Here is a 26,816-nt window from a genome sequence, read left to right on the forward strand (position 1 = left end):
AGTTCAAATGGATGTTTGAAAAAGGAACCGATATCAAACCAGACGCAATGCAACTTGAACTCAATTGCAAAGTGTATTCCATTTCATCACAACTTCAACAAACTGAGTAAACACACATTAATACTTATACTGATAAAAATATCCGATGGCTCTGCTGAACATGCGCAATAAGTAAGCTTGTTCCCCTGAGAATTGCCAGAAAAGAAAACATTCCTGCCCGGTTCACTGGCAGGGAATTGCGAAATCCACGTGGTAGTGATCATCATGTCTGACCCAGGAGCGGCGCTTGGAAAACTGGATATTTTGTTTCAGGTATCCACCAAAGCGAGTCTGAAATAATTTTGGTTGCAGTTGGGGGTCAAAAATCACCCGCCATAAATTGTGCCCACGTTTGACGGATTCCCGGTGCAGTTCGACGATGTGGGCAGCCATCGCGTCATAATCTATCGACATTCCGTGGTATTGATCCGCTGCATCGAATTCAATGCGATACCCAAATTTGTTCAGCGGATGGGTGGGTAAATGCACCGATACCCCCTCCTCATTCACAACAGGCGTCATAAAATCAACAGACAGGCCATTTCGGTGCGTTTTGTGCGGCTTAAATTGACCACCAGTTTCAAAGCCCGTTTCTGCATATTTGTACACTTTCTGTGGCATTGACGTTTCAAGGTTTTGATAAGCCGACAGCAGAATGTCCGCCACTTCAGAGTGAACATAGGTACGCCCTGCCCACCGGGCAATGGTGCTGTACCCCGTAAAGTTATTTCCGCTTGCAGGTAGCTGTACGCCATATTCAAGGGATCCGTTGGAGGTTGTACCGTGACAGATACTTTCCTGAGCCGTTGCAGCAGCGATCGAGAAACTCAACATCCAAAGAATTGATTTCAATAAAATTTTCACCATAAAACAGAACCTGCAATCGCTGACAAAATACCGGAGATGGTCACGGTTCATGACTCAAACAAGTTGATGGGGCGACCAGTAAAAGACAATGATAAATGCTGGCGTTCCAACTGAGTTGTCATCAGCGGCTGAGCATATGCAATGAACCTGCAGGCTTTTTACTCATCGTCAGACTTAAAAAATTCACCACAAGACTGACATTGATAACCATGCTGATAATAAAACAGTGGGAATCCGAGCAGCAGAAACACGACAAACGCTGGCCGTTTGCCTTTGGTGAACGGTTTGTAATGATGATCGCCACAATGCGGGCAACGTATCTCATCACTCAAGGCTGTGCCTTGCTCGACCGCCGTTGAAAAGTCGGTTGCTAAAATTGCGATGGCTTCCTGTTGATCCGGCTCTGTCACCATTAAACGAACACCACCAATGGCATCAGAATAGAGCCACTGCGCATTGATGGTATGCTCATCGGCAATCACACTTTCAATTCCCGCCGCTTCAAGGCTCGCTTTCGCAATATGCGCTTCATGCGGGAATGAAAACCTTGCGACAACTTTCATCTGAAACCTCCCATTTTGGTGAGGAATAGAAAGGGGTTGCCCCCTTTACGGTAAGCAACCAATCGATGTTTGACTTGGGTTAAAAATAGACTGTTTACGCGATTCGGTGTGAATCGGCCACCTTGCATGCAACCAGGTAAACCGCTTTCACGTGATGGCCAATCAACCGACACGTTTCAACCTGAAATCCAGCGGCACTCACCCTGTCTGATGCCAGAACAGGTGTCAGCTTTATCGCCGTTGAAGATTTTTTGCCGTACATTTTCGTGTACCGATATCGCATCAGCATCTGGTGGATCAGGCTCATCCCATGCAAAGTAAAACTGGCGACAATCAAACGACCACCGGCTTTTAACACCCGAAAACCTTCCGCCAGCGCTATTTCCGGGTTCGGAATAATGTGTAAGACGTTCGCCATCAACACGGTATCAAATGCGCTATCCTGATACGGCAACTGAAAGCAATCAGCCTGTTCAACACGCACATTCAGTGCGGATTGAAAGCGTTCCTGAGTGATGCGGACCATCTCTTCAGAAATATCTGTAGCCATGATTTCAGACGCCGAATCAAGGAAACACTGGGTATAAGTGCCATTCCCGCACCCCAATTCCAGCAGCCGACCAGGATCCGAAAAAGCCCTTAGCTCACCTTTGAGGAGGTCAATATTCGTCATCCCAACAACATAGTTATTCCGTGCTTCAAAGTTTTGTGCGAATTGTTCCCATTGGTTTTCTTGTGACATAAAAAACTCCATATAAAAAGCCGGACCCGATTGAATCAAATCCGAATCAAGAATATGGACATTGCTCTTGCTTCAACGCTGTTTCGCGTTTTGAAAGTGTATTCCTGTAGTCAGCTTCTGAAGATAAACAAGACCCTTCCATAATCCAAGCACAAACCCAACCTTCGGATAATGTGCAAAGATCAGGATAACCCGCTCCGCAGTCAGGTCGTGCGTGTCAGCAATGAAGGTAGCAGGCTAAAGAGATAAAATCTTCATCACTTTCGACAATCTCGTAATTAAGCGATTGATAAAAATGAAGTGCCCTTTCATTACATTGAAAACAAGATAAAGTGATACATTCTCTTTTTTGATCACAGGCTGTTCGGTGAATGAGATGCATGATTGATTTTCCGAGCCCTTGATTTTGATATCCGGGCTCCAGAATCAGGAAATGTACATGCAAGGACTGCTCAACAGATTTGTAACACAGTAATCCTGCGCGTTTTCCTTTTATCTCAATCCAATGAAACCAATGCCATTGGTATTGAGTTTTTAATCTGTCGCGTTGAAACGCGTCATCCCACCCAAAAACTGACTCGATGTCCCGATAAATCCCTCTTTTTACAACGTGAAATAATGGCTCAAATTCATTCTCTGCCACGGGTCGTAATTTGATATCCATATTAAAAACAATCCTGAAGATGATCATCCCCATCTTTTACAGCTGATATGAATCATTCGCAAGAGTGTGAATCTGATTTCGCTCTCAGCGGCGTGCCACACACCACAGCACCCGGTAGCTGCCAATCCGATGCAGAACAGACAAAAGCGTCCTCAATACGAAATATCGCAGAGGACGCCTTTCGTCTTTCAACACCTTTTGATAGCCTGTTCAATGACAGGCTATGGCAGTTTTTACTTTTCCGGTTTGGTGCTCCCTACCCCTTGGGCGCCCTGAGCATATCGAAAATCACACGGGTTAATTGGCGTGTTTTATCTGCGCGCCACAGCGGTAGTGACGCCAATATACTAATGTCTGAATCAGGACAGGTTAGTGAACAAAGTAGCGCTTTTTGTTGAGCCTGATATGGATCTGCTCAAATCTAACCTCATGCTGCTTACATAGCGCTTCCACTTGGATGCCATCAATAACATCTACTGACAACTGCTTCGCAATGTTCCGGGTGGATTTAGCTAGTTTAGTGGCATTGGTAATAAAAATCTTATGCGTTACTTCTCGTTTAAGAGAGCGTGAATAAAGCTCACTGGCATTGGCTACTTCTTGAACTGCCGAGTGCCCTTTATAGCTGCCTTTTTTATGCTTAGCTTGCAACAATATCGCGCTGTCGGAGAGTACTAATACACCATCAGCTCCGAAGTCCGCACCATCTTTGGTTAACCAAGCACTATCAGCACCATACTCCCTCGCCAATAGCTCGACACAAAGGGCTTCAAACTGTTTCCAACTTAGTCGCTGCACATCATCAAACTCAACAATTTTATTGTAATCGCCTCCACTACCATCGGAGCCTGTCGGGTTCGGCAATACCTCACCAGGCGTCACTACCGCATCTTTCAACATCGATTTTTGTGACAGCAAACGATGTAAGTTCACATCAAAAGACTCGTAACTGGGGTGATGTAATAGAGGGATGTAAATGTTCACATTCTTTTCTTGGCCAATACGATAAACACGGTCTGTCGCTTGCGCCTCTTTGGCGGGGTTCCAGTGACGCTCAAAGTGAATTACATTGTTGGCTCCTACCACGGTAAGTCCGACTCCGGCAGCTACCGGGGACATGACGATAATATTAAAGCCATCGTGCTGTTCGAAGTCTGCGATCATCGTTTTACGGCTGACGCTGCCCTCCCGCTTGGATACTGCTTTTGCATCACCGTTAATAACGAAAAGAGGGCCAAGGTCAAAATAGCTACCCAAAGCAACACTTAGAAAACGTTGCAGCCGCTTATTCACTGCAAAGATGATGCATTTCTCACCTCTGTTTTGAATCGCTTCAAGTATCTTAATCACACTTGAGAGTTTGGCGGACTCTTCAAAAAGAGCATGAAGATCTCGCTTACGTTTAGGCATATCCAGCCGACCACCATCGGCCAATCGAGGATGCAATGAACTATCTCTCAAACGCGCTAACGTTGTCAGTGCATGGGCGTCTTCTTCTTGATTCTGAGCTTCAATTGCACCGTCATAAACCTTTAACTGATAGTCCGCCATCGTTGACTCAATCATCGGCTCATATTGCCAACCATCTCCCTGCAGCCCGACATAAATGGTTTTGCTAGGCAGACCTTCAAGGTTATCCTCTTTCACACGACGGAGCATTAGTGCGCCAACCTTTTCCCTAAGCTGTCGCCCCAACTGAGCCCTAATCTGAGCGGCTTCATCACCTGCGGCTTGTAGTATTGGTGCGATGTAGGCTCTACGGAAGTTTTGATAACTATCCAAAAAACCTGGGCAAGCGGTATCCATCAAGCACCAGAAGTCAGCCAGGCTGTTCTCGACAGGTGTTCCCGTCGCCAACAGCTTGAATTTAGCTTTGAGTGCTTTAGCCGCCCGGGTTTGGAGTGCGTTCGGGTTTTTGATGTTTTGGGCTTCATCAAATACCACGATCCCCCAATCGATTTGAGACAATGAAAACTGGTAATCTCGGAGTGTTTGGTAAGTCGTGATCACCAACCTCTTTGGTATATCCAAGCGTTCTAGTGGATAATCAGAGCCAAACTTTAAAGAGTACCTAAGCTCTGGCTCGCCTTCTTCATTCACTCTCCCCTTTGTCTCTGCACCTCCAACTCTGAAGCGATTAAGGTCACCATCGGACTGCAAAATAACAATGTCATTGAATGGCGATGTATAGAAGGTTTTACCGACTTCATCTTTCCAGTTCTCCAAAAGGCTGAGCGGAGCAACAATAAGTGTTGGGCGACCAGTGCTATCGCACTGACGGTAATAATGGTCAATACCTGAGAGTGCCATAAAGGTTTTACCTAATCCCATATCGTCAGCCAGTAGAGCGCCATTCAGAAGCTCCTTTTCTCTAGCCAAGTATTCCAGTCCAAGAAACCAATTAACGCCAACGTCCTGGTGAGGATAAGGGGATCTTTTATGGTTACTCCAATCCAATTTCCCCTCATAAAGCACACTGTGGAGCGCTTCCTCCACGAGTTTTGAAGGGCTATCCAAGGTGTCATCATTTAGAGCAATATCGACGACCCACGGACCTTTATCTTCCTCCAACTCCGGAGCAGAATCATCCTGAGGCTCGTCGACGTCAGTATATTCCTGCTCAGTCTCTGCCACGCGAGTCCTAAGCTTGTTAATCGTCTCTTCAACATTTTCTGGGCAACTGATGTCAAATGACACATCGTTAACAGCAACCTCTGTTGCACCAGTCGCCTGCGCGTCGGCCACCAACCTCTCTACATCCAGCAAATCTTCTGAAGTTTTGACTACTCTTGTTATGGCACTAAACGGCCGGATTTCAGCGCTATTACTTGCAAACCAATCAATTCCCGACTCATCTGTTTCACCAAAATAAGCATGCTTAAAACGACTAACCCCTTTTACACGAAGGGAAAAGCCAACATCTAAGTTAACGAGAGAGGCGTTTAAGAAGGCGCTCGGTGTTTTTAAAAACTGTTGAACGCTTTGTTTTGGTATTTTGCGGTTAGAGATTATTTCTCTGGCTGCTGCCGCAGTCTGTTCATTGAATAAGATAATTTCATCACCAACTTTCAAAGTATTACCATCAGTCTGTAACTGCCCTAAAACTCGCTGCATTTGTTCATAGCTAGCATCTTGGCCCATACTTGGCGTTAGAATGAGGTTGCCTTGGCTATCCAGTTCAGCCTCAACCGCAACAGTGTCAGGGATATGTATTTTCAGCTTATCGAAGTGGCCTAGCTTGAGATTTGCCCCTTTTTCTTGGGCTTGTTGCAATTCGTAAAGAAACCTTAAGTTATTGGCTTCACCTTTCACACTTTGCTGATGCACATTGTACGCATCAAATACCTCAAAAGCAGTGCCTTTCAGTGCAAATTCAGATTCTCCGAATGTGATCATGGGTCCATTGATTCGGTAAGAAGATGTTATTCGGCCTGATGGCGACTCAACGGTTAACTCGACCGAGAACCTGCTACTTTTTGTCGTTCCTTGAATATTGGCGACAATAGCACCATTCCAAATCGGCGGTAGCTCAAGCAACTGATGTACATCTTCTTCCAGCGCAGCAATGAACCGCGGCGCAACGATAAAACCATTGGGTATCGACTCGGCTTTACCTTCTTCTTCAAGCATTTTCAGCGCAACATACTGAGCCGTTAAAAAGTCATTCGATTCACCTCTTTTGATAGACTGAAACTGCTCAGTAGAACAATAAAAGTTAACCCCCTCATCATCTGTGAAGTGTTCGACCCCTTTGTCACAGCTACCTTTTGTAAATAATGATGATATCCAACGCTTCACGCTACTCTACTCCGTAAAATCGTTTGTATTGTTTATAGTTTTCAGAGCTAAGCACATCAGAAGCCGAAATATCGACTCCCATTTTCTGCAACACCTGGACGGAACGTCGTTGCCAACCAAAAAGTGAGGGATTGTGTTGAAAATGGTCAACTGCGCTACAGTCATAAATCGACATTTCTTCATCCATCCCTTTGGTTAAACTACGGTAGCTTTGTCGCTCCGAGCCAAGACTCAGTACAGGAGCACTACTGTGTAGGCGCTCATAGAACCATATCTGGCAATTATGGCTCCCCTCCACCATATGGCCATGTGTTAACTCTGCATAGATAACTGATATATCGCCATTATTTACAATTGAGTAGTCCGGGACATGCTCTGGCCTGTAGGATTTTTTGATGAAGTAATCAGCTTTTCTTGAGAGATAAAGCTTGGTATGGACAATGGCTCCTTTGTCATGTAGTCCTTCAAGAAACTGCTTTCTAGTAGGAAACATACGTTGCATATCGGCATCGCCGAAGGTATTGGAGTAATCTTCAAGCGCATCAAGAAAGAGTTTTAAGTCGAGCTTGGAAAGCCAAGTATGAACTTTTTTAATGAGGTCTTGAGGAATCTGAGCCCACCACTTCACAAATCGAGGATGCCCTCGCGGCACTCGTGGATCACCACCTACAGCGAGAACACACTCTTGCCAGCTTTTATCAATATCCTGAGCCGGTGCACGACGAATCAAGATTTCAAGCACTTTATGCCCAAGCAAAGCGCTTTCATCATACCGAGACTCGTAGACATCAGGCCGACTAACTTCTTCAAGTAACCGATGAGGTTGATTGAGTGGTATCGACTTGAGTTGTTCGACATAATAAATGTGCTTAGCGCGTCTTATAAAGTCGCCATGAGCGTAATTCTGTAATCCAAAACGCTCAACCTCACTATCAAACTCAGCACTTCGTTTAATCGCCTCTATCGCCAGTGTATTAGGACCATTATCTCCAAGAATATGCTCGTCAAGGGCATTAGCCGTGCCAAGCAACGCTCTTTTGTTGCGTAACCATTGGCCAACCTCCTTTGGTGAATCGAGACAATCTAAGTCACGCAAATAGTATTGATACAAAGCATCAACAAAGAGAGAGCTGGGTTTTAGCGTGATTTCATCAACTGCTTCAAGCAAATCAGGCGTAACCCTAATATTTTCTCGGAGACTACGCCTTTCACCCAGAGCAACCGAGAGTGCTCTCAAATCGAAACGATCTCTCACGCGGTATTCATAGAATTTATCTCTTGCCAATACTTGGTGAAGACGTTGCCATGCGGCCTCAAATCTTGGATTACCTGTGCCTGCTTTTTGAGCAATTAACGTTAGCGTTTGAGAGAGTTCAGTCATTCTCGCCATAAACGGTCGATAAATACTGTCGTCTAATCGGAATTTCATTATTCAAGCTCTTGGATGCCGGGTTTGATTGCCTCGACTTCTGCGATCGAAGGTTTCTTTACTGTAAATCGAATGTCGATACGTCGATTTTCAGCTTTTTGTTGATCGTTATCTTCCTGTTCATTGACTCTACGAGTAGCCGCATACCCACTCACCGAAAACAAACGTTGACCATATGCGTTCTCCAGATCACCTAACTTGGGAGTAAGCTGCAACTTACTCTGCCATACGCGCCAGATTGAAACAGCTCTATCGGTAGACAGTCCCCAGTTTCCCTTACCTCGATAGTAAATGCTGTCGCTATCAGTATGACCCTCGACAAAAACCGTATCTAGGTAAGCGAATCTTTCCTTTTTCATAATGGCAGAGTGAAGCGCAAAGCCAATATCTCTTACCGCCAGTTGCATTTCTTCATCTTGGGGCAATGTATCTTCGCCAGATTTGAAACCAAGAGTGCTATCACGAATGCGAAGCACCGTGTCATTGTCCGCGATCTCTACACGAATGTTTTTCTTAGCTAGCTCATCTTGTACCTCTGTAATGATGTCTCTTCTTACTTGCTCTGCTTTTTTTAGCTCATCAATACTCTGGTCAATTTCCTCTGTTTTCTGGGTTAGCTCAATAATTAGTGCAATCGCTGCCAATATGAATATCACCAAAAAACCAGACATCAAGTCGGAGAATGACATCCAGTAAGGGTTTTCCTCATCAACCTTCGAAGAACTGCGGTGAAATATACGATCCATATACGATTACCCCACTTTCTCTTCAATAGAGTCCACAATGCTGTTGATTGACCTAACCGCGCCCGTCATTTGCTCTGAATACTGCGTAACCGACTCAGACCAGACTTTTAAATGCTCTCGAGTCTGGCCATTGGCTTGTTGAGCATAGTCCTCCAGCATTTTAGCCATCTTATTAGATAAGGTATCCACATGACCTTTTAATTCATCCAAGTACTGACTTTGAGAGGCTCGCAACTCAGTAAACGTGGACCCTGCAGTATCTAACATACTTGATAATTTTTGCGCCAGTTGATCGAACTGAGCCACGTCATGTGTCAACTGATCACGCATCGCCTCCATACGTTCTGACGAAACCTGGTTTTGTGAGGCTAGATCTTGCGTGCTATCCACAGCCTCTTTTATTGCGCCGCTAAGTTTGTTGCCAGCTTCCTTGATATTTGAGCCAAGTACTCGCATTTGGTCGGCAGAGATTCTTAGTTCTGACGCACTCTCTCGCATCGCCTCGGTAGCTTTAGCGTTAGCCTCAACAGAGGTATCAATGCTGCTTTGTAGTGACTGGCCTTGGCTTATCAAGGACTCGGACGTAGCAACTTGCCGTGTTATTGAATGCTCAACAGAGCTAAGCATTTGCTCGACCGCTTTTGAGACAGTATTTGTCTGATCTTCTATTTTTTGGTTTCGCAGGTGTTCAATTTCATTTGCTCGTTGCTCTCGCTGCTCCATGACATTTGTAAGGCCCGAAAGCTGGCTTTCAACAAATTGTGTTAACACTTTACCTTGCTCTCGACTATTAGTAACCAGCTCGTCAACCTGCTGTTGGATGGTAGCAACTAGTTCTTTTTCTCTTCGTGCTGCCAACTCTGCGCGTTGATCCAATTGCTCTGAAAGACCGCTGACTTGCTCTTCAACAAAGCTTGACAACTTCTGGTGAATATCCTCAGTTTGATGAACAAGCTTTGATACCTGTAATGAGATATCTGAAATCATAGATTTTTCTCTTTCCCATGACTCCGCTTGTGACTTCTGCAACTGAGATACAAAGTCATTCATGGTCGTCTGCATCGACGCTACCGATTCATTAACCTGACCTGACACTTGGCTCAATGCTGCCCGTTGTTCGCTCCCCTCCTTCCCAAATCCATCCATAAAGCTTTCCAGCAAGCCTTCCAGCGCTTTTTGATTACCTTCAGCCGTCTCATCAACCAACTTATTGATTGCAGGAGCCATTATGTCCGACAGGCTCTTTTCTAAACTGGTTTGAATACCCTCGGTCGCCGAGAGCATGGCTTCTTGCATTTTTTCACCGATCTTCTCAGCTAGGACCTGCAATGCTTCTTTCGATTCCTCTCCATGTTCAGCAATGGTTTTGAGCTGCTCTTCAGGCCGGATACGTGGAAAAATATGATCAATACGACTTTCTAAAGTTCTAATAGAGTTTCGAATACGCTGCTCAAGCCATTTCTCTCCAAAGTTGAAAAAGACACTTAGCCCTATTCCCCAGACAGAGGTCAAAAAAGCGACTTTCGCACCATTGACGACACCACCAACGCCGTCTTTCATTTGTTCAATGGAAACACCTTGGCCGAGCTCTAACCCAGATAGACCAATTTGAAGACCCACAAAAGTCCCAATAACGCCTACTGCGGTTAAGAAACCAGGAACAGCTGCAATCAATCGATTTTCCGTTACTCTCTTAGCTAAAGTGTGTGTGTTAAAAAAGTGCCCTGCATCGAGAGTATTCCTGAGGCAATCGTTACCCGCCTGATCACGAGTCTCGACTAACGTCTCATCAAACTCCAACCACAAGTGGCCTATACTCCCACTTTTTTCACTCGCAGATTGGTAGAGATACTCCCTTTGCTTTAGAACGTTGTCTCTATTAATGCCTTTAAGCAGATCTCTAAGCCAGTGAATACGCTTGTAAGCCTCTACATAGCGGTATCCGTAGGAAATAGCAAAGCTCAGCGAAATAAAAATAAGTAGTGACACAACTAAAGCGCTAAGCTCCTCGCCACTAGTAGGGATAAAGTTAAGTGATGTAATAGCATCAAAGTTCGGAAATAGCCAACTGAGATCAAAGCTGCGCGAATCTTCCATTGTTGTTGCACCTTAATGAATACCGAAGAACTTGTTTGTATTTGCAGCGTCTACCCTTAACGCCTTTAAGGGCCAGCCTGATATATGAGAGTATGCAGAGCAATCTGGAATATATCTCAGATTATTCACTGAATTATGAGAGATTGCTCGCATCTAATGGTAACGCGCGAGCTGTAATGAAACTAGTAAATCCTTGGATTTGATATGTAGCTTAGGTGTGTAGCTTTCTGACACCCGCCTCAATCAACAGCTCGAAGTCTGATTTCAGAATCATTCGCAAGAGTGTGAATCTGATTTCGCTCTCAGCGGCGTGCCACACACCACAGCACCCGGTAGCTGCCAATCCGATGCAGAACAGACAAAAGCGTCCTCAATACGAAATATCGCAGAGGACGCGTTTCGTCTTTCAACACCTTTCGATAGCCTGAAGCATGTACCTAACAATCCACAATCGCTTCGAACCCGCCATAGATCAGTCGCTTGCCGTCAAATGGCATGGGATTGACCGTCATATCGCAGATTGGATCTTTCATGAACAACGCCATGCCTTCGTCCCGCGCTGCTTTTGAAGGCCACATAACCCATGAAAAAACGACCGTTTCATTCTCTTGGCATTTTACTGCCATCGGGAAGGACGTGAGCTGGCCATCCGGGACATCATCTCCCCAGGCTTCAACAACACGCTGTGCACCATACTTTTTAAACACTTCAGCCGCTTCGGCGGCATGCTGACGATACACTTCCCGTTTCTCTGTGGGTACCGCACAAACAAACCCATCAACATAACTCATGATGATTCTCCTCTGCTGGTTAGCTCAACGTCTATCTAGGTCCTGATAACTCACATTGTTTTCTGCCTGAAGTTCACGCACCGGCCGGATTTCAACACAACCATAGCGCGCAGGCGGGATCTTACTGGCAACCTGAATGGCTTCATTCAGATCCCGGACATCCAGCAAATAAAAGCCCGCCAGCTGCTCTTTGGTTTCAGCAAAAGGGCCATCCGTGATATCCACCTGACCATTGCGCACCCGTAACGTGGTTGCCGATTGAACAGACAGCAGCGCTTCACCGCCGATCAGATAGTCTCTTGAACGAAGCGACTCACCGCAATCCATACACTCACGATTCAGTGCATCCCATTCGGCTTGCGACAGCGTTTTCATGGTCGCTTCGTCGTAATACACCAAAGCCACATATTTCATATCTGGTCATCCTCTCCGAAGAATCAAAGTGATTACTGCTGCCCGTCTTCGCCCGGCAACATCACCATCCAACCCATGCCGAACTTATCGGTCACCTGACCATACAAGGGTGACCAGAATGTTTTATCCAGTGGCATCCGCACAGAACCGCCATCGGCCAGTGCATCAAAAACACGTCGCGCTTCTGCTTCAGAATCTATCGTCAGGGTCAGATTAAACCCGGTAAAAGGCCCCTCATCCCCACAGCCATCCGAGGCGAAGATTCTCATCTTCCCGATTGTAAATTCGCAGTGCATGACTTTATTTTCAAAACCCGGCGGCAGCATCCCTTCAGGAACAGGATCCGGACTTTCATTGAACCGGAATTTCAAATGAATGCGGGCACCTAAATGTTCCTGATAATACGCAAGCGCTTCATCACAACGACCATTGAAAAACAGATAACAATTCGACTGCGCTTGCTGCAAGGCGATGGTTTGCCGCAGCTGGTCTTCCTGCTCACGGACCGAACCATCACGATCGATATCTGCAAAATCTTCCATTTCGTAAAATGGACGAATTTCAATATCCGATGCTTCTGTCATCGGGTTCGGACATTTCTTGACCCACTCAATGGCTTCTTCCATCGAGTTCACCTGCCACACCCAATAGCCCGCAACCAGCTCATTGGTTTCTGCAAACGGACCTTTGGTCACCGTCCGCTCACTGCCGTTGAATCGGACGCGTACACCTTCACGGCTGGGTTTCAGGCCATCTCCAGACGTCATAATTCCGGCTTGGACCAGCGATTCATTGAACTCGCCCATTGCGGTTAATAATGCCTGATCAGGCATTTGACCGGCTTCTGAGCTGTCGCTTGCTTTGACGATTACCATGACTTTCATTGTGCATCTCCATAAGATTCAGATGAATTCAAGAGCGGCTCTTTTCAGCTCTCTACACAATAGTCGAGTGAGATCCGGTGCGATCGACAAGCGTCGGAAAAAAAATTATTTTTTGGGATTGTGTGAAAGGTCAGATAAATGGGCTAGCTTGCTCCTCAGGATCCGCTGCTCTGGGACTTGCTGAGTCAGAGTTAATGCATGCTCAAATTGCGTGATCGCCTCGTCTACCCGGCCAGTGCGGCTGAGAAGCTCACCATAGGTCGCATACGTCAGGTGATATTGCTGCAGCACTTTTTGCTGAAGCAGCGCTTCAACGATAGCTAAACCAGCCTGCGGACCGTCCCGCATTGCAATCGCCACCGCCTGATTCAATTCAATCACCGGCGAAGGCGCGACCTGTAAGAGCAAAGCATACAGAGACACAATTTGGTGCCAGTCTGTGTGGGCACTGTCTGCCGCCCGGGCATGGACCGACGCAATGCCAGCCTGCAGGGTGTAATATCCGAAATCTCTGCTCTCCAGCGCGCTCTGAACCAAAGCGGAACCTTCCTGTATCAGTGCTTGATCCCACAAACGCCGGTTCTGGTCTTCAAGTAACACAATATCGCCCTGTGAATCCGTTCTGGCTGCCCGGCGGGATTCAGTCAGCAGCATCAGCGCAAGCAATCCCGTCACTTCCGCATCTGGCAGTAAAGACAAGACCAAGCGCGCTAGTCGAATCGCTTCTGCGGTCAGTTCAGCACGCGTCACCTGCGCTCCCGCGGATGCTGAATAGCCTTCGTTATAAACCAGATAAATCACCGACAGAACGGATTCAATTCTGTCGGGTAACTCTGCCTCGCCAGGAATCTGAAATGGAATATTAGCTTCCCGGATCTTCGCTTTCCCGCGAACAATGCGCTGCGCCATGGTGGAAGGTGACACCAGAAAAGCGCTGGCGATTTCTTCTGTCGTCAGACCGCAGACTTCCCTGAGCGTCAGTGCGACCTGCACTTTGGCATCCATCGCCGGGTGGCAACAGGTAAAAATCAGGCGAAGCTGATCGTCTTCGATCACTTCATCACTGAACTCAAAAGCCGCTGCACGATTGTGCTGAAACAGGGGCGTTTCAACGGGAGAATCCAGCAATTGGGAAAGAATCTCGCTCTGACGTTTATGTCTGCGCAATTGATCAATGACTTTGAAACGCCCAACCGAAATGAGCCAGGCACTTGGATTTTCAGGTATCCCTTCCTGCGGCCACTGAGCAAGTGCGTTACTGAACGCATCATGAAGCGCTTCTTCAGCCAGATCAAAATCCCCCAGCAAGCGAATCAGGCTGGCATAGATTTTCCGGGCCTCCTGCCGGTACACCTCATCAATTCTGGCTTGTACAACATGCTTTGCCACAGGTGCTGTCATATCGTTCCCTATGTTGTCATCGATCAGTTGACCAGCCCGGCCATCTAAGCAACCTTATCTCGAACGATGAGAACGATGTTGCCATTTCAACTCGGGGATGTGAATCCTCTGCTCAGCCGACCCATTCCAGTCCACCACAAACCCAGCCCGCTCAAGCGCTTGCTGTATCATTTGTCCAACGTTGAGCATTTCAGGGCCGGTCCAATTTAAATGCGCATAGGCAAGGAACAAACCGCGACCATTCAAAGCACTTTCTACATCCTGACCGTGATAAAAACAATAGCCAAAGAATGTACCTTTCGGATACGCATTGATTGCATCTTGCGCATCTTCATGACCATCCGACTGGGTATATCCTGCGTTGTGCAAACACAGAACACCTCTCTTCTTTAAATCCTGAAAGACACTTTTGAGTCGGTCAACATCAGTTACCTCTGGCCAGGACGGCTCAGCAGCTAACTTTTTGCTGAACTCAGTCCCGACGGAATCACGCAGCATATTCTCATCTGCGCCTTCTTCCAATAAATCAGAAATAATACTTTGAACATCATCTGGGGTATCAAATCCTCCCCAGACATGCACCTGAATTGCTTCTAAAATAGATTGGTTCGTCTCATTCTTATTTATGTCCATCGCAACAGTCAGGCAACTCGTTAAAGATAAAATTAGGAACAAACACCACTTCATGCTGAATCAATTATCCTTTTATATTGAGTACTGCATCTTCAACCAGAGTGAGGTAATCCTTCTCATCAGATAGTTTCAGCAGCACAGAGAGGGTTGCCGTTTCAATGGATTCCGGTATCGGTTCGAAATCGGCATCAACAGAAAATTCAAACCGGTGCGGGTTTTGCCTCTGCAAAGCAGCCTGCACTTCCCCGAAACTGAGCCTTGCTTCCTCAGCCATCTTGAATGTGTATGCGGTCTGCGCTGGTGCCTTCAAAAAAAGACCATTCTGCGGAGCAATCGTCTGTTCTGAGATCAAAACCAGAGGAAAACGATATTGCCTGATGCCGTGATTCGTTTCAGCGTCCAAGGTGAGCCGGATACTTTGCACATCAATTTTCACGGGCTCATGAATCAGAACTTTCGTCTTCAACTGTGCGGGTTGAAGGTTCAGAAAGTCCGCTTGATCAAAAGAACGCAACGCCAGCATTGTGCTGAACGGGATACTTGAGCATCCGAATGATACGAGACAAAGTACGCTGATAAAGAAGTATCTCACTGTTGTTTCCCTCTCCCGCTCACACTGGCATTTGAATGCGAAGTTTCACGCAGGATTCTGATTTCAATTTCATGCCAATGTTTTCGGAGATAAGATCGATGAAACCATTGCAACCTGAGATTCAGAATTCGGCAGACCGAAGCATAAGGTGCCGACTTGATTTGGACAATTCTTGCCACAAGCCAGTTTTCATCAAATCCGGCCCACTCGCCCGCGACGCTCAATACGTTTTGATACAGCGCCGGGGAAACCTCATCAAATAAAATCGCTTTCAGGGTTGCGACAGAATAAGGAGACGCAACACAGGTCCGAACAATCCATGGGTAATTCTCTGCGGCATCCGCATCTAAAAACAAATGAGAAAATGCAACCCACACAGCACTTCTGTGTTTCAGCTCAGCTGGCGACAACTTCATTGCCCCATCTCACTCACCGAATGAATGGCATACGCGAACATGGCCGATCATCTCCAGTCTCCTGATCAAGCACCCAGCAAAGGCAGGTGCTTCACCTTCTGATAAGTCATGCCCAGGGTAAGACAATGCAAAATAACCGGCTCCGGTATGGCTTCACCGCGATTCAATACAATCGCGCGGTTGCCCTGAAAAGTGAGCACATCACCGTAAATCTCCCGGAACGTATCCACGAGCTTGGTATTGCAGTTAAAAAACAGGTAAAAATAATCTGGAGATTTGCGCTTCCAGTCCATGCGAATCGGACTCCCGGACTGAACGTGATAACTGGGCTCACCCCACTTCAGCGATTCAGTGATATCCCCCAGTTGTAAGTCATCCGCAATCTTAAAAATCAGCGTTCTGATTTCAACCAGTTTTAACCGGACATCCTGCGGATAATCATCAAAACGCTGAGAAACAATGCTATCCATCGAGCACTCCTTTGTCTGTCAGTGTGGCAGCGCACATGAGCACAAGCCCTCTAAAAAGTAACTTTTCCTCAGATTGTTTCAACGCTATCCAGCGTATTGAAAGAATCAAAACCGGTAACTGAACTCAATCATGTGAAAATCTGCCCCTGTTGTATCAGACCCATTCAGGCCAGCATCTGAATAATGAAGAAAACGGTAGCCGACGCCAAGCGATTCATACACAGGGACAGACACACCGAAAGTCAGCGCAAACTGAAAAGGTCCCCCGAAATCCTGCACACCAAACCGATGTCGGCTGAATAAGGCGCCGCCGGCACCTAAATCCAGTAAGAACCGACTGTCTTCAGTCCCCAGTGTGACTTCGGGTATGGCAGAAATCACCAGTGCACTTTCCCCCGCCCCTCGCAATAGGCCGCCACTGACCATCAAACGAGTCCGCACGGCCCACCTTGTCGAAACATAAGGCTGCCAGGGAAACCCATAGTTCGCCGCCACTGAATATTCCTCAAAATTCTCGGGCGCATCCTCGCCGAGCAGCGTCTGTTCAGAAATTCGGGCACGAATGCTGAGGCTCTCTAAGTTCAGTATTTCTGCTGCACTCAGAGGCGACAGGCAAAAACCGCAGAAAATGAGCAGCAAACGCCCCCACACAGCAGCAACACTGAGTTCAGAGTCCCGCGTCCGCCAATGCATGAGATTTAATGCTGCTGTCACGATCAACTTTCCCCCTGCCTCAACAATTGGGTGAAGCGAAACCGCAGGCAAAACCTGCTGCGCTTCATACAGGATAGTCGGCGGCTCACTAACATTATGACGCTTGTTTCTTGCCATCCTAATGGCAGATTGCGGAAATATTCGATGATTTTTTACAATACGATGTCAATACACATTCATCTTAATTTCAGGATGATCCTTGATGCCATACATCTCTTCCAAAAGTTTAAAATAATCCTCCAAAGGCGGCATGCCCATTTCTGCTCTTCTCTCATTCACTGTTGCTGGATTTTCAATAGGTTCAATCACGATGATGCCTTCATCAAAGCGAGCCTGAGTGCCATAGATTTGTTTGTTGTCTTTCGCGAGAAGCACTCGATCGGTGATCAATGCAAGTTGCTGTCCGGTGATCCCTTCACCATTCAGATAAGATTGCCTGAGCTTCGGGAGCATTTTTACTTGAAACTCTAAATCCGGCGAATGTTGGATGATCAAAAAAGCGGAACGAATGCCTTCCGTACCCACCTCTGGGGCAGTAAACCAGGAACGACCTTCAAGCATTTTTTTCAGTTTCGATGTATTCACTTCATCTATCTTCGATACTTGCGCGCGTAATTCTTCAGGCGCTTGATGCCGGCCTGACTGACCAAGCACCCGGCGGATTTCCTGATCAACTGCAGCCATCTCTGATAATTGAGACTGTAATTGTAGGTTGACTTCAGCAACGGTTGAAAAGGAGGCCAGAATAAGGAAGTAAAGACTTTTCATTGTCAGAAGACCTTTTGCATTTCATGCGTCATTAGGATTCAACAGGCAGGCTACCGCCCATGGCAGTCAAGCCACGCAGGGAATCATCGAAACGGTATGATAAGCGGCTGCGGATCAAGTTTCACGAAACAATGAGAATCCATTTGCATATGTGTGGTTTGGCGCAAAGTCCAATATGAGAAGGAAGCTGCCCCGTATCGAAAGGCCAGGTGACAGTTGAAATACTGTGAGTGGTTGATCTTAGCTGACCAAATCTGATGAAGAAGGACACCTCCGTCTCGGATGCCCTTCTGAAGTTTCGAATTTCAGTCGCTCCGCCAGTCACACGGATATCTGGGGGATATTCTTCATTCTCCCGTCTTCAACACTTCAACGCTGGGCACAACTGAATCAGAGGCACTCCCTTTTGACTTGGCATGAAGAAAATGCAACACAGTCAGACCAATCCATGAGAAAAAAACAAAAAACAGATCCGTTAATTCAAATAAAATATAACAAATGACTATATTTTTTATGAAATTGGACTCTATCCAATACAGGAAGTACATATCTTTCAGGTACGCTTGGTTATCTATGTAGTTAAAAACCAGATATAAGATGCTACAAACGACAATTGATTTAAAAATAATCACATAATTATTTTCAGGAATCTTGGCTTGCCAAACTGCATAGCAAAACAATGGAAGCGCAATCATTAAAAAGAGAGTCGTCAGGGTATACTTCACAAGCGCATCAAGGATAACCCATATAATCCAATCATCATAACGGCCAGAGATCCGATCAAAAAATGATGATTCTTTGATTGCATCGGTGACAGTTGACATTGGAACATCCCAAAAATATACAACCTCTCTAAATACAAAAAACAACAAAGAGAAACCAACACCAAATAATATGGATTTCAATCTAATATTCATTCATTATCCTTCGGGCGTCCTTCATTGATCATGCCATGACAAACTTCCTGTACACCCTAAGTCTGATTCAATCAAATAAAAAAGTGAGCATGAATCACTCACTTTTTTTGGCTATTTTACGACCGTTATTTTTCCGCTGAATACGGATCTTCGGCCAGCAGGTATGCACGCAAATCGGCTTTTTGCGGCTGAGATTGCAGCCACTCTCGGAAAGCTTTCACTTTAGCGTAATTCTCCGCTCCGAATTTGTCCTGATAGATATCACGAAAGTTATGCTGCGTGCTTTGCTCGCGGATCTGATGCTGCCAATGTTTGGTGACAACGGCATTCAGGGTGCCTGCCAGACCTTCACTTTTCAACAGTTCCCATTCGCCACGGTCAAGCCAGAGGCCGCCGACGGCAGCACTGTAATCAACGCGATGGTCGTTTTGTGCCGAAATACGGAATTTGTTCATGATGGTGCCAGTAACCGGACATAGCAACGCTTTCTTCGTATCCTGAGATTCCTGCTCGAAATCGATTTGTTCCGAAAACTGATAGTCCGGATTTCTGTCTTTCCAGGCCACGAAGTCTTCAATCAGAATCCAGTTCCCCTCGCATGAAGAACAGGTATGGGCTCTGAACTGCCCTTCAATAAAGCTTGGGGTTAAATGACCTTGCTTACAGCTTGTACATTTCATTACATTTCCTTCACGATGCGATCAAACAAAACTGCTGCCAGTCTGAATGCAATGCAGCAGTTTTATCTCAAAGTAACTGGATTAGGCGGTAATACCTTTCGGATTCGGACCGAAATCATTGTCTCCCGGTGTACTGTCTACAACCATGAAATAGATGCCAGCAATCAAACCAACCACGGGGATAAATGCAATCAGGACCCACCAGCCACTACGGTTACTGTCATGTAAACGGCGAACGGTCACGGCTAACGAAGGCAAGAAAATAAAGAGAGAATAAAGCATAAACAATGCCTGACCTGTACCAACCGAGGCATCAATTGTCATCAGAATCACTTGAATCACAAAATTGGCCAGCCAGAATAACCAATATTCTTCGCGACGCGCTCTGCCAGTGAAATTTACATAATTTTCAATTGCTTTCATATAGTTTTTCATGCCAACTTGCCTTTTCTTTTATTGTGTCATTACAATTGTGAGTGATGTATAAGATTTGATTTACGATTCAGAGCACAGGGCTGTGCAATCAAACACCATACATACTGTCTTATAGGCGACAGGCAGCAGGCTTTATTAACAATTTCTTAAGGAGATAAAATCCACTGATTGTCAGCATGATGCCGACACTCAAAAGCATCAATTGAGTCTGACCCAAGGAGATTCCATCAGCGACACTACTCGGATCATATTCATAGAGTTGCCACATCCACAAGGCGAGTGCGTTATATCCAGCATGCATCAGGAGACACGGCCAGAGTGAGCGACTTTTCACGAACACCCAGCCCATGAATGTCCCTAGAATATAAGCCACAGGGATTTGAAATATATTCAGATGGACTGCTGCAAAATCATCGCGGACAGCATAATCGATACACCTTCAGAGTAATGTTTTAAAAAACCTTCAGGATGATCCCCCTGAAAATAATTTCTTCCAAGGGTGCAACGAGACACACCGCCACCACAGAACCAAACCGTCACGCATCTGTTTTGCGTTAAACGCCAGATCAGGTTCTCCTGGCACCAGGTCATAGAACAGGAATTGACTCAGAAATTGGATCCAAACTATAGTGCCCGCAACAACCAACATCACCGGCACGGACAGTAAAGCCATTGTTGCTTTCACTGAATTAGGGCTGTCATGAAACAGTTTTGACCATGACAATTTGTTGAGCAAAACAATCCCCGTGATCACCAGAAATCCTGAAATCAATGTATTCATGGCGATAAAAAAATCTGTGTCATTGTCAATATCCATCCCGATAGCCATCAAGATCACAGATAAAATCATGTTGACAGAAATCAGGCTTATTGAAATAAACAGGGCCCCAAAAAAACTGGTCAGGTCATATTTTTTCTTCATATACAGGCCCCAGGCTCATTCATTCTCACAGAAAGACAACTCTTTCGTTCAAATCTCATCAAGAATGAACGGCCAGATGAATCAATCTTATTAAAAAACAGAAAAAAACGGCCTGCATATGCAGACCGTTCATTGTTGAAATCAGAGAAATGTAAGCCGACAGATTTATGATTTCAGCAGTGCCACCGCTGTATGGCGGTGGACATTCGCCTGCGCCGTCACGACCTGAAAAGTCGCTGCAAAAGACTGATGATTCCGCATGCTCTGAAGCTTCTCATCAATCTGTTCTGAGGATTGTGCCGACATGGCTTTTCCGATTTGGCTATCCAGATTGCTCTGGAAAGCACGAAGCTGATCCAACCCTTTCGAAACCTGTTGCAGCCCCTGATTCACCTGACGCATGGTATGACGGATTTGTTCGCCATCCGCCAGCTTCAGGGTCATCTGCTCAATCCCCTGCGGCTCAGGCTGCAGTTTAATCCGGTTGGGCTGGCCTGCCGGATAGCGGTGCCCTTGCCCGCTGATGGTGACATGCTGACCCATGGCCTGAAAATCAGCATGACCCGCAGAGAAAACCATGTCGCCGTTTTCATTTGACGCGGCGCGCAGACCCAGCGGGATCACAGCACGATCGATGTGCTGCGTCAGTTGACGGTCTGTTTTGGTCGCATCCAGTGACAACAGCACGGTACCGCGATCCTGAATCGTCAATTGCAGTTGCTCGCTTTGCTGGCGCTGACGAACCAGATTCAGCCCATTGACCGTGAAGTCCTGTTTTGGCTCCCCTTTCGACTGAAACTCCAGCTGGCTGTTCAGCACCCGATCACCGTCGAAACGGCCTGCGTTCAAGGCTTGATTCACATGGTTGTGATGCCGTTGCAGCTGATCAATTCTGCCCTGAGTAATCGCGGTCGAACTGCCCAGCATCTGAGTCAGAATTTTCTTCATGCCCTGCAGGTCACGTCCCACCGACACCAGGCTCTGATACGCAATCTGACCCCGAGTGACTTGCTCCTGACCCTGTGAAAACAGTTCACTGGCAGCTGTGTAACCCCCCTGCACCACTGCAGGACGACTGACCGTTTGCGTTTCCTTCAGTGCGGAAACAGAGCCACCGGCTTGCGCCGGTGGAGTAATTGTTGCCTTGTCATTTTTCAGCAGAGATACCGACTGTTGCCGGATCTCTGCAGTCGAGTTCACCATAGTGTTCTCTCTTCCTTATAAGCGATCGAACAATGACAGATCGTTAATCTTGGTAAAACTGGCCTGAGAGGCCTGAAGTGCTGCAAGATAGTTGCTCAATCGAACCGAAGCTTCTGCATAATCCAGGTTCTTCAGGTCCCCTTCAACTTTGTCGACAAACAGCTTGTTGTCCACATGACCTTCAGCCATCAGTTCCAGGTTATTATGACGACCACCCATGTCTGTCAGTGCGCCCAAAACGTTGCCGTAGGTATCATCAATGGCATCCAGCGTGTCAGCCACTTCAGTTCTGAAGTTTGCTGTCGGCGCCTGAAACTCAGCGATCAGGTCATCAATTTTCTGGAAAACCGTGGCGCCGCCACCCAGGTTCAGCAGATCCTGCGCCGTCACGTTGGACTCCATGGTGACCCCTTTGGCCACGGTCACCAGACGTTTGTCCGCATTGCCGTTCAGGGTATACCCGGCACCTGTATCCGTCAGCGATTGTGTCCCGGTCATGGTACCGGAAAACAGATAAATGCCTTCTTCGTCCTGAGCGTTGAAGACTGCCATCATGCCGTCTTTCAGGCTCTCCATCTCCGAGATGATGCCCTGACGATCTTCCGTTGTCATGGTGCCGTTCGAACCCCATAGCACAAGATCACGTAAACTACGTAAACTCTCGCTGGCCGTATTTAAATAGGCTTCCTGACTTGACAACGTTGTTCTCACGTTCGCAATGTTGTCCTGATACTGAAGCAATGCGCTACCTTCACGATTCAGGTTGAGCATTTTGATTGAGTCGATCGGATCATCCGACAACTTGGTCAAACGGTCGCCCGTCGACATCTGCTGCATCACCTGACCCAGACCCACATTATTGTTTTGCAGGCTGGCAAGCATCATCTGGCTGAATTGAGTGTCACTGATACGCATTTGTCACCCCTTAAAACATTGCAAGCACGGTATCGAACAGATTGTTCGCAGTGCTAATCACTTTCATGTTTGCCTGATAGGCGTTCGCAAACACCATCAGATTGGCCGCTTCCTCATCACTGTTGACTGAGCTCAGGTTTTCTTTCACCGCAATGGCTTCAGAATTCAGTTTATCGGCCGCATTCGAGTCCGAGGTCACCTGACGCGCTTTAATTGCGGTATCGCCAACCATCGATGTGAATGCATCGCTGACCGACACATTGCCGTAACCCGTAATGGCAAAAGTCTGGTTACTCAAGCCAATCAAGCTCGTCAGCACATCACTGTTACCAGGCGTGCCATCGGATGAAAATGCCAGATCATCGGCTTTCAGCGGGTTAATTTTCAGGCTGGAAGACGGACTGGCCGGATCATAAGCAAACAGCGGCTGACCCGGATTTCCGTTCAGATCCTGACCTGTTGCCAAGGTATTGTTGAAAGCATCTGCCATGGCAACTGCCATTTCATCCAACGTCTGGCGGAAAGGCAGTAATGTATCGACCTGATAGTCAGAAATTGCGCCCAGTTCACCACCAATATCCCCTTTAATCGGGAAACGCTGGCCAACGAAATCAATCTCCATGTCTGCCAGATACGGATCCGCCGGATCCGGCACTGCTTTCAGCTGCGCCGCCTGATCGCCCAGCACCAGTGGCTGACCGGATGCCAGTGTCACCTGTAAACTGCCATCCGGCTGCTTGTTGCTTTTAATCGACATCAGTTCCGACAACTGGCCTACCAACGCATCACGTTCATCCAGAAGATGAGACGGGTTGCCGCTGGTCGCACTCATTTCGACGATGCGGTCATTCACATCTGCGATGTTCTGCAACAGGCTGTTGCTCAGTGCGACTGCAGCCGAACGCTGATCACTCAGGTCTTTATGCTGAGAGTAATATGACTCCGACAAGGTGTTGAAACGTCGGGTCAGGGCATCGGCTTCACTGATAATCTGCTGACGCAGCGGGGCCGATTCTGGCTTGACCGAGGCATCGTTCAGTGCCGCGTACAAGTTATCCAGCCCCATGGAAATATTGAAGCTGTCCGCACCCATCACGCTTTCCAGCTGAGACATATTGCTGAGATAACGGGATGAATAAGACGCCTGGCTTTGGGTCGCCCAGGTTTGTTTCACAACATATTCATCAGACACACGACGGATACTGGTGACTTCAACACCATTACCCGCGGAGTTGCCCAATTTAGCGCTTGGACCAAGCGCGGCATACATCGCCTGCTGGCGGCTGTATCCCGGTGTATTGACGTTAGCAACGTTTTGCGCGGTAACGTCAAGACCTGCACGGTTTGCATTCAAACCGGTTAATGCAATATTGATAATACTCATTCAGATCCGCGCTCCATTTTCGCATCAATCTTAGAAATTAACGGCTGCTGAAATGCCATACTGCTGATGGCAGAAGTTGAATTGCCAGTCTTGGTCTGCTCATGATTTAAGGCGGCCTGGCCAGACTGGGCGTTAAATTTACCAATCGGCTCATACGCCGCATGATTTGCAGCAATGTGATCGCTGTTCCTCTCTGCGCCCGGCGTAGCCGGGCTCAGTTGCTTGATCAGCATGTCGGCAATCCCGGCGCTCTGGCTTTTTGCCATATTCATTGCCAGCTGACCGTCGTAAAAATCACGGAACACGCCCTGCTCTTTACTGGAAAACGGGCTGTCCTCCGAGGCCAGCACATCGCTGCTGCTCCGCATCTGGCGCAGCACCATTTGCAGGAACATGGCTTCAAACTGCCCAGCGACTTCCTGCAGTGCCTGCTTTTTATCCGCCTGATATTTCAGGTTATTCACGGCACTATTGTCGTGATAGAGCATGACATTGGCCTGACCATCAATTTTCATGGTGACTCCTTCCCCGCCAGATTAAATAACCACCAGCTCCGCATTCAGCGCACCCGCTTCATGCAATGCCTGCAGAATAGACATCAGATCATCCGGTGTTGCACCCAGACTGTTGACTGCATCCACAATGGTGCTCAGCTCTGTGCCTTCCGGCCAGATATACATCGGTGCTTCGTCCTGATTGATATCAACCAGCGAGTTATTCACCACTTTGGTCTCCCCATCAGCAAAAGCATTCGGCTGACTCACCGCCTGCATTTCTCGGATAGTCACGGTCAGACTGCCATGACTGACGGCCGCTGCACTCACAGTCACATTCTGACCCACCACCACGGTGCCGGTGCGGGAATTAAAGACCACACGTGCCGGACGACGGCCTTCTTCAACTACCAGTTCTTCCAGCATCGACATAAAGGTCACGCGCTGCTGAGTATCTAACGGCGCCTGCACTTCAATCTTGGCTTGGTTGATCGCCGTTGCGACACCCGGGCCAAAGGTATTGTTGACTGCACGGGAAATGTTCTTCGCCGTCGTAAAACTCGGGGTACGCAGGTTCAGCGTAATGTGCGGCTTTTGGTTGAAGTCCGTCGGTATTTCACGCTCGAGCGTTGCGCCGTTCGGAATCCGGCCCGTGGTTGGGGTGTTAATGGTGACTTTCGAACCACTCAGACCCTCTGCACTGGCCCCCCCAACAATCACGTTGCCCTGTGCGACTGCGTAAACCTCACCATCCACACCGCGCAGCGGTGTCAGCAGCAAAGTACCGCCGCGAAGGCTTTTCGCATCCCCCAGAGAAGAAACCACAATGTTCAGTTCCTGGCCTTTCCCGGCCATCGGATCCACATAAGCGGTTACACTGACGGACGCAACGTTTTTCAGTTTCGGGTCTGTCCCTTCACTGATCTGGACACCAAACTGGCGCAGCATATTGGTGACTGACTGGCTGGTGAATTTCACCTGGTTCCGGTCACCTGTTCCGTCCAGACCCACAACCAGACCGTAACCAACCAACTGATTACCACGAATCCCCTGCACATCAACCAGATCCATAATTGGCATAGACCCAGAGGCTTGAGCGGTCAGGGAGTGCGCCCCCCAGAGTGCGACTGCTGTGAACAGTAAAATAGTTTTCAGCGATTTCATCAGAATGGCATCCATGGGCTGTTGAAGAATTGCGTCAGCCACCCGGCTGAGTTGCTGTCGGCCAGTGCGCCACGACCGGAGTAAGTAATGCGGGCGTCACCAATGCGCTGAGAAGACACCTGGTTATTCCGGTTGATATCATCCACACGCACGATGCCGGACAAACGGATGAACTCATCCCCCTGATTCAGACGCAGCCATTTTTCACCGCGAATGCGCAGCACACCATTTGGCAGCACTTCGTTCACGGTCACCGTGATCGCGCCCTTCAGCTTGTTGCCCTGAGAGCTTTGCGCTGAACCATCAAAACCACGGCTGGCATCAATGCTGGCCGAGAGATTATTGGCGGTGTAATTCCCAATGACAGGTGCGGTGATCCCCACCTCTGAATCTTTCGAAAATGTTGTGTCTGCCTTTTTCGACGACTGGGTTTCTTCATCCAGAACAATCGTCAGAATGTCACCGACCCGATATGCACGACGGTCCTGAAACAACGTCATCATATAGTTGTTTCGGTAGAGGCTGCCGTCGGTTGCATCCGGCAATGAGTAATCCAGTACCGGTGGCGCAAAGGCTTCATCATCTGGTTGCGGTGTTGTGAATTCAGGGCGCAATGTGCACCCTGTCAGTAACACCATGAGAAATGGAATCAGCCACTTCATAGGATTTCCTTT

Annotated in this window: 29 protein-coding genes; all 29 read right to left on the reverse strand. The window is 47.4% G+C overall.

The features are described from left to right. Positions 1-222: 222 nt before the first annotated feature. The 29 genes from Q4579_RS04760 to flgH all read right to left on the reverse strand — a co-directional run bounded on the left by Q4579_RS04760 (position 223) and on the right by flgH (position 26,804). Positions 223-906, reverse strand: coding sequence for a penicillin-insensitive murein endopeptidase (locus Q4579_RS04760; protein WP_303562045.1), 684 nt, complete (start codon positions 904-906; stop codon positions 223-225). A gap of 158 nt (positions 907-1,064) precedes the next feature. Beyond that, on the reverse strand, positions 1,065-1,469 hold the full coding sequence (locus Q4579_RS04765) for a DUF2007 domain-containing protein (protein ID WP_303562047.1): 405 nt from the start codon (positions 1,467-1,469) through the stop codon (positions 1,065-1,067). Between the two features lie 94 nt (positions 1,470-1,563). Next, entirely contained in the window at positions 1,564-2,211 is a 648-nt protein-coding gene (locus Q4579_RS04770; RefSeq protein ID WP_303562049.1) for a class I SAM-dependent methyltransferase, read from the reverse strand. 217 nt (positions 2,212-2,428) lie between these two features. Then, complete coding sequence (locus Q4579_RS04775; protein ID WP_303562050.1) at positions 2,429-2,875, reverse strand: N-acetyltransferase; 447 nt, start codon at positions 2,873-2,875, stop codon at positions 2,429-2,431. Positions 2,876-3,244: 369 nt separating this feature from the next. Further along, entirely contained in the window at positions 3,245-6,673 is a 3,429-nt protein-coding gene (locus Q4579_RS04780) for an SNF2-related protein (RefSeq protein ID WP_303562052.1), read from the reverse strand. A 1-nt stretch (position 6,674) separates the two neighbouring features. Continuing rightward, the gene (locus Q4579_RS04785; RefSeq protein WP_303562055.1) at positions 6,675-8,102 is read right to left on the reverse strand and encodes an EH signature domain-containing protein; all 1,428 of its coding nucleotides are present in this window, start codon (positions 8,100-8,102) and stop codon (positions 6,675-6,677) included. Then, complete coding sequence (locus tag Q4579_RS04790; RefSeq protein WP_303562058.1) at positions 8,102-8,848, reverse strand: OmpA family protein; 747 nt, start codon at positions 8,846-8,848, stop codon at positions 8,102-8,104. The genes Q4579_RS04785 and Q4579_RS04790 overlap by 1 nt, the downstream gene beginning before the upstream one ends. Positions 8,849-8,854: 6 nt before the next feature. After that, positions 8,855-10,945 (reverse strand): anti-phage ZorAB system protein ZorA, encoded by a 2,091-nt coding sequence (zorA, locus tag Q4579_RS04795; protein WP_303562060.1) that lies wholly within the window; start codon positions 10,943-10,945, stop codon positions 8,855-8,857. Positions 10,946-11,382: 437 nt separating this feature from the next. Continuing rightward, positions 11,383-11,736 carry a DUF1428 domain-containing protein gene (locus tag Q4579_RS04800; protein WP_211648101.1) on the reverse strand — a complete coding sequence of 118 codons (354 nt, stop codon included), beginning with the start codon at positions 11,734-11,736 and terminating at the stop codon, positions 11,383-11,385. 24 nt (positions 11,737-11,760) lie between these two features. Beyond that, positions 11,761-12,150, reverse strand: a complete 390-nt coding sequence (locus Q4579_RS04805; protein ID WP_303562061.1) for a YciI family protein — start codon at positions 12,148-12,150, stop codon at positions 11,761-11,763. 32 nt (positions 12,151-12,182) lie between these two features. Next, positions 12,183-13,034 (reverse strand): YciI family protein, encoded by an 852-nt coding sequence (locus tag Q4579_RS04810; protein ID WP_303562063.1) that lies wholly within the window; start codon positions 13,032-13,034, stop codon positions 12,183-12,185. Between the two features lie 105 nt (positions 13,035-13,139). Then, complete coding sequence (locus Q4579_RS04815; protein ID WP_303562065.1) at positions 13,140-14,435, reverse strand: RNA polymerase sigma factor; 1,296 nt, start codon at positions 14,433-14,435, stop codon at positions 13,140-13,142. 54 nt (positions 14,436-14,489) lie between these two features. Further along, entirely contained in the window at positions 14,490-15,122 is a 633-nt protein-coding gene (locus Q4579_RS04820; protein WP_303562068.1) for a hypothetical protein, read from the reverse strand. Positions 15,123-15,132: 10 nt separating this feature from the next. Further along, complete coding sequence (locus Q4579_RS04825) at positions 15,133-15,582, reverse strand: hypothetical protein (protein WP_303562071.1); 450 nt, start codon at positions 15,580-15,582, stop codon at positions 15,133-15,135. Between the two features lie 74 nt (positions 15,583-15,656). After that, positions 15,657-16,076, reverse strand: coding sequence for a hypothetical protein (locus tag Q4579_RS04830; RefSeq protein WP_303562073.1), 420 nt, complete (start codon positions 16,074-16,076; stop codon positions 15,657-15,659). Between the two features lie 65 nt (positions 16,077-16,141). Beyond that, positions 16,142-16,546, reverse strand: a complete 405-nt coding sequence (locus tag Q4579_RS04835) for a DUF1801 domain-containing protein (protein ID WP_303562076.1) — start codon at positions 16,544-16,546, stop codon at positions 16,142-16,144. A 105-nt stretch (positions 16,547-16,651) separates the two neighbouring features. Continuing rightward, positions 16,652-17,260: an acyloxyacyl hydrolase gene (locus Q4579_RS04840; RefSeq protein ID WP_303562079.1), complete on the reverse strand. Its 609-nt coding sequence runs from the start codon at positions 17,258-17,260 to the stop codon at positions 16,652-16,654. 165 nt (positions 17,261-17,425) lie between these two features. Continuing rightward, the gene (locus tag Q4579_RS04845) at positions 17,426-18,028 is read right to left on the reverse strand and encodes a DUF6624 domain-containing protein (RefSeq protein ID WP_303562081.1); all 603 of its coding nucleotides are present in this window, start codon (positions 18,026-18,028) and stop codon (positions 17,426-17,428) included. 347 nt (positions 18,029-18,375) lie between these two features. Continuing rightward, on the reverse strand, positions 18,376-18,945 hold the full coding sequence (locus Q4579_RS04850) for a hypothetical protein (RefSeq protein ID WP_303562084.1): 570 nt from the start codon (positions 18,943-18,945) through the stop codon (positions 18,376-18,378). A gap of 125 nt (positions 18,946-19,070) precedes the next feature. After that, the gene (locus Q4579_RS04855) at positions 19,071-19,625 is read right to left on the reverse strand and encodes a zf-TFIIB domain-containing protein (protein ID WP_303562087.1); all 555 of its coding nucleotides are present in this window, start codon (positions 19,623-19,625) and stop codon (positions 19,071-19,073) included. Between the two features lie 81 nt (positions 19,626-19,706). Next, a complete protein-coding gene (locus tag Q4579_RS04860; RefSeq protein ID WP_303562090.1) occupies positions 19,707-20,060 on the reverse strand; it encodes a DUF805 domain-containing protein in 354 nt (117 codons plus the stop codon). 109 nt (positions 20,061-20,169) lie between these two features. Then, positions 20,170-20,493: a lysostaphin resistance A-like protein gene (locus Q4579_RS23045; protein ID WP_368501957.1), complete on the reverse strand. Its 324-nt coding sequence runs from the start codon at positions 20,491-20,493 to the stop codon at positions 20,170-20,172. Positions 20,494-20,523: 30 nt separating this feature from the next. Further along, a complete protein-coding gene (locus tag Q4579_RS04865; RefSeq protein ID WP_303562092.1) occupies positions 20,524-20,982 on the reverse strand; it encodes a hypothetical protein in 459 nt (152 codons plus the stop codon). A 165-nt stretch (positions 20,983-21,147) separates the two neighbouring features. Then, the gene (locus tag Q4579_RS04870; RefSeq protein ID WP_303562094.1) at positions 21,148-22,185 is read right to left on the reverse strand and encodes a flagellin; all 1,038 of its coding nucleotides are present in this window, start codon (positions 22,183-22,185) and stop codon (positions 21,148-21,150) included. 15 nt (positions 22,186-22,200) lie between these two features. Beyond that, complete coding sequence (gene flgL / locus Q4579_RS04875; RefSeq protein WP_303562097.1) at positions 22,201-23,100, reverse strand: flagellar hook-associated protein FlgL; 900 nt, start codon at positions 23,098-23,100, stop codon at positions 22,201-22,203. A 10-nt stretch (positions 23,101-23,110) separates the two neighbouring features. After that, positions 23,111-24,484, reverse strand: coding sequence for a flagellar hook-associated protein FlgK (gene flgK, locus Q4579_RS04880; protein WP_303562126.1), 1,374 nt, complete (start codon positions 24,482-24,484; stop codon positions 23,111-23,113). Continuing rightward, complete coding sequence (locus Q4579_RS04885) at positions 24,481-24,999, reverse strand: rod-binding protein (RefSeq protein WP_303562127.1); 519 nt, start codon at positions 24,997-24,999, stop codon at positions 24,481-24,483. The genes flgK and Q4579_RS04885 overlap by 4 nt, the downstream gene beginning before the upstream one ends. A 21-nt stretch (positions 25,000-25,020) precedes the next feature. Then, on the reverse strand, positions 25,021-26,142 hold the full coding sequence (locus tag Q4579_RS04890; protein ID WP_303562190.1) for a flagellar basal body P-ring protein FlgI: 1,122 nt from the start codon (positions 26,140-26,142) through the stop codon (positions 25,021-25,023). Continuing rightward, a complete protein-coding gene (flgH, locus tag Q4579_RS04895; RefSeq protein WP_303562128.1) occupies positions 26,142-26,804 on the reverse strand; it encodes a flagellar basal body L-ring protein FlgH in 663 nt (220 codons plus the stop codon). Before flgH ends, Q4579_RS04890 begins: the two co-directional genes overlap by 1 nt. Between the last annotated feature and the right edge of the window lie 12 nt (positions 26,805-26,816).

The organism is Photobacterium sp. 1_MG-2023 (assembly GCF_030547945.1).
Taxonomy (GTDB): Bacteria; Pseudomonadota; Gammaproteobacteria; order Enterobacterales; family Vibrionaceae; genus Photobacterium.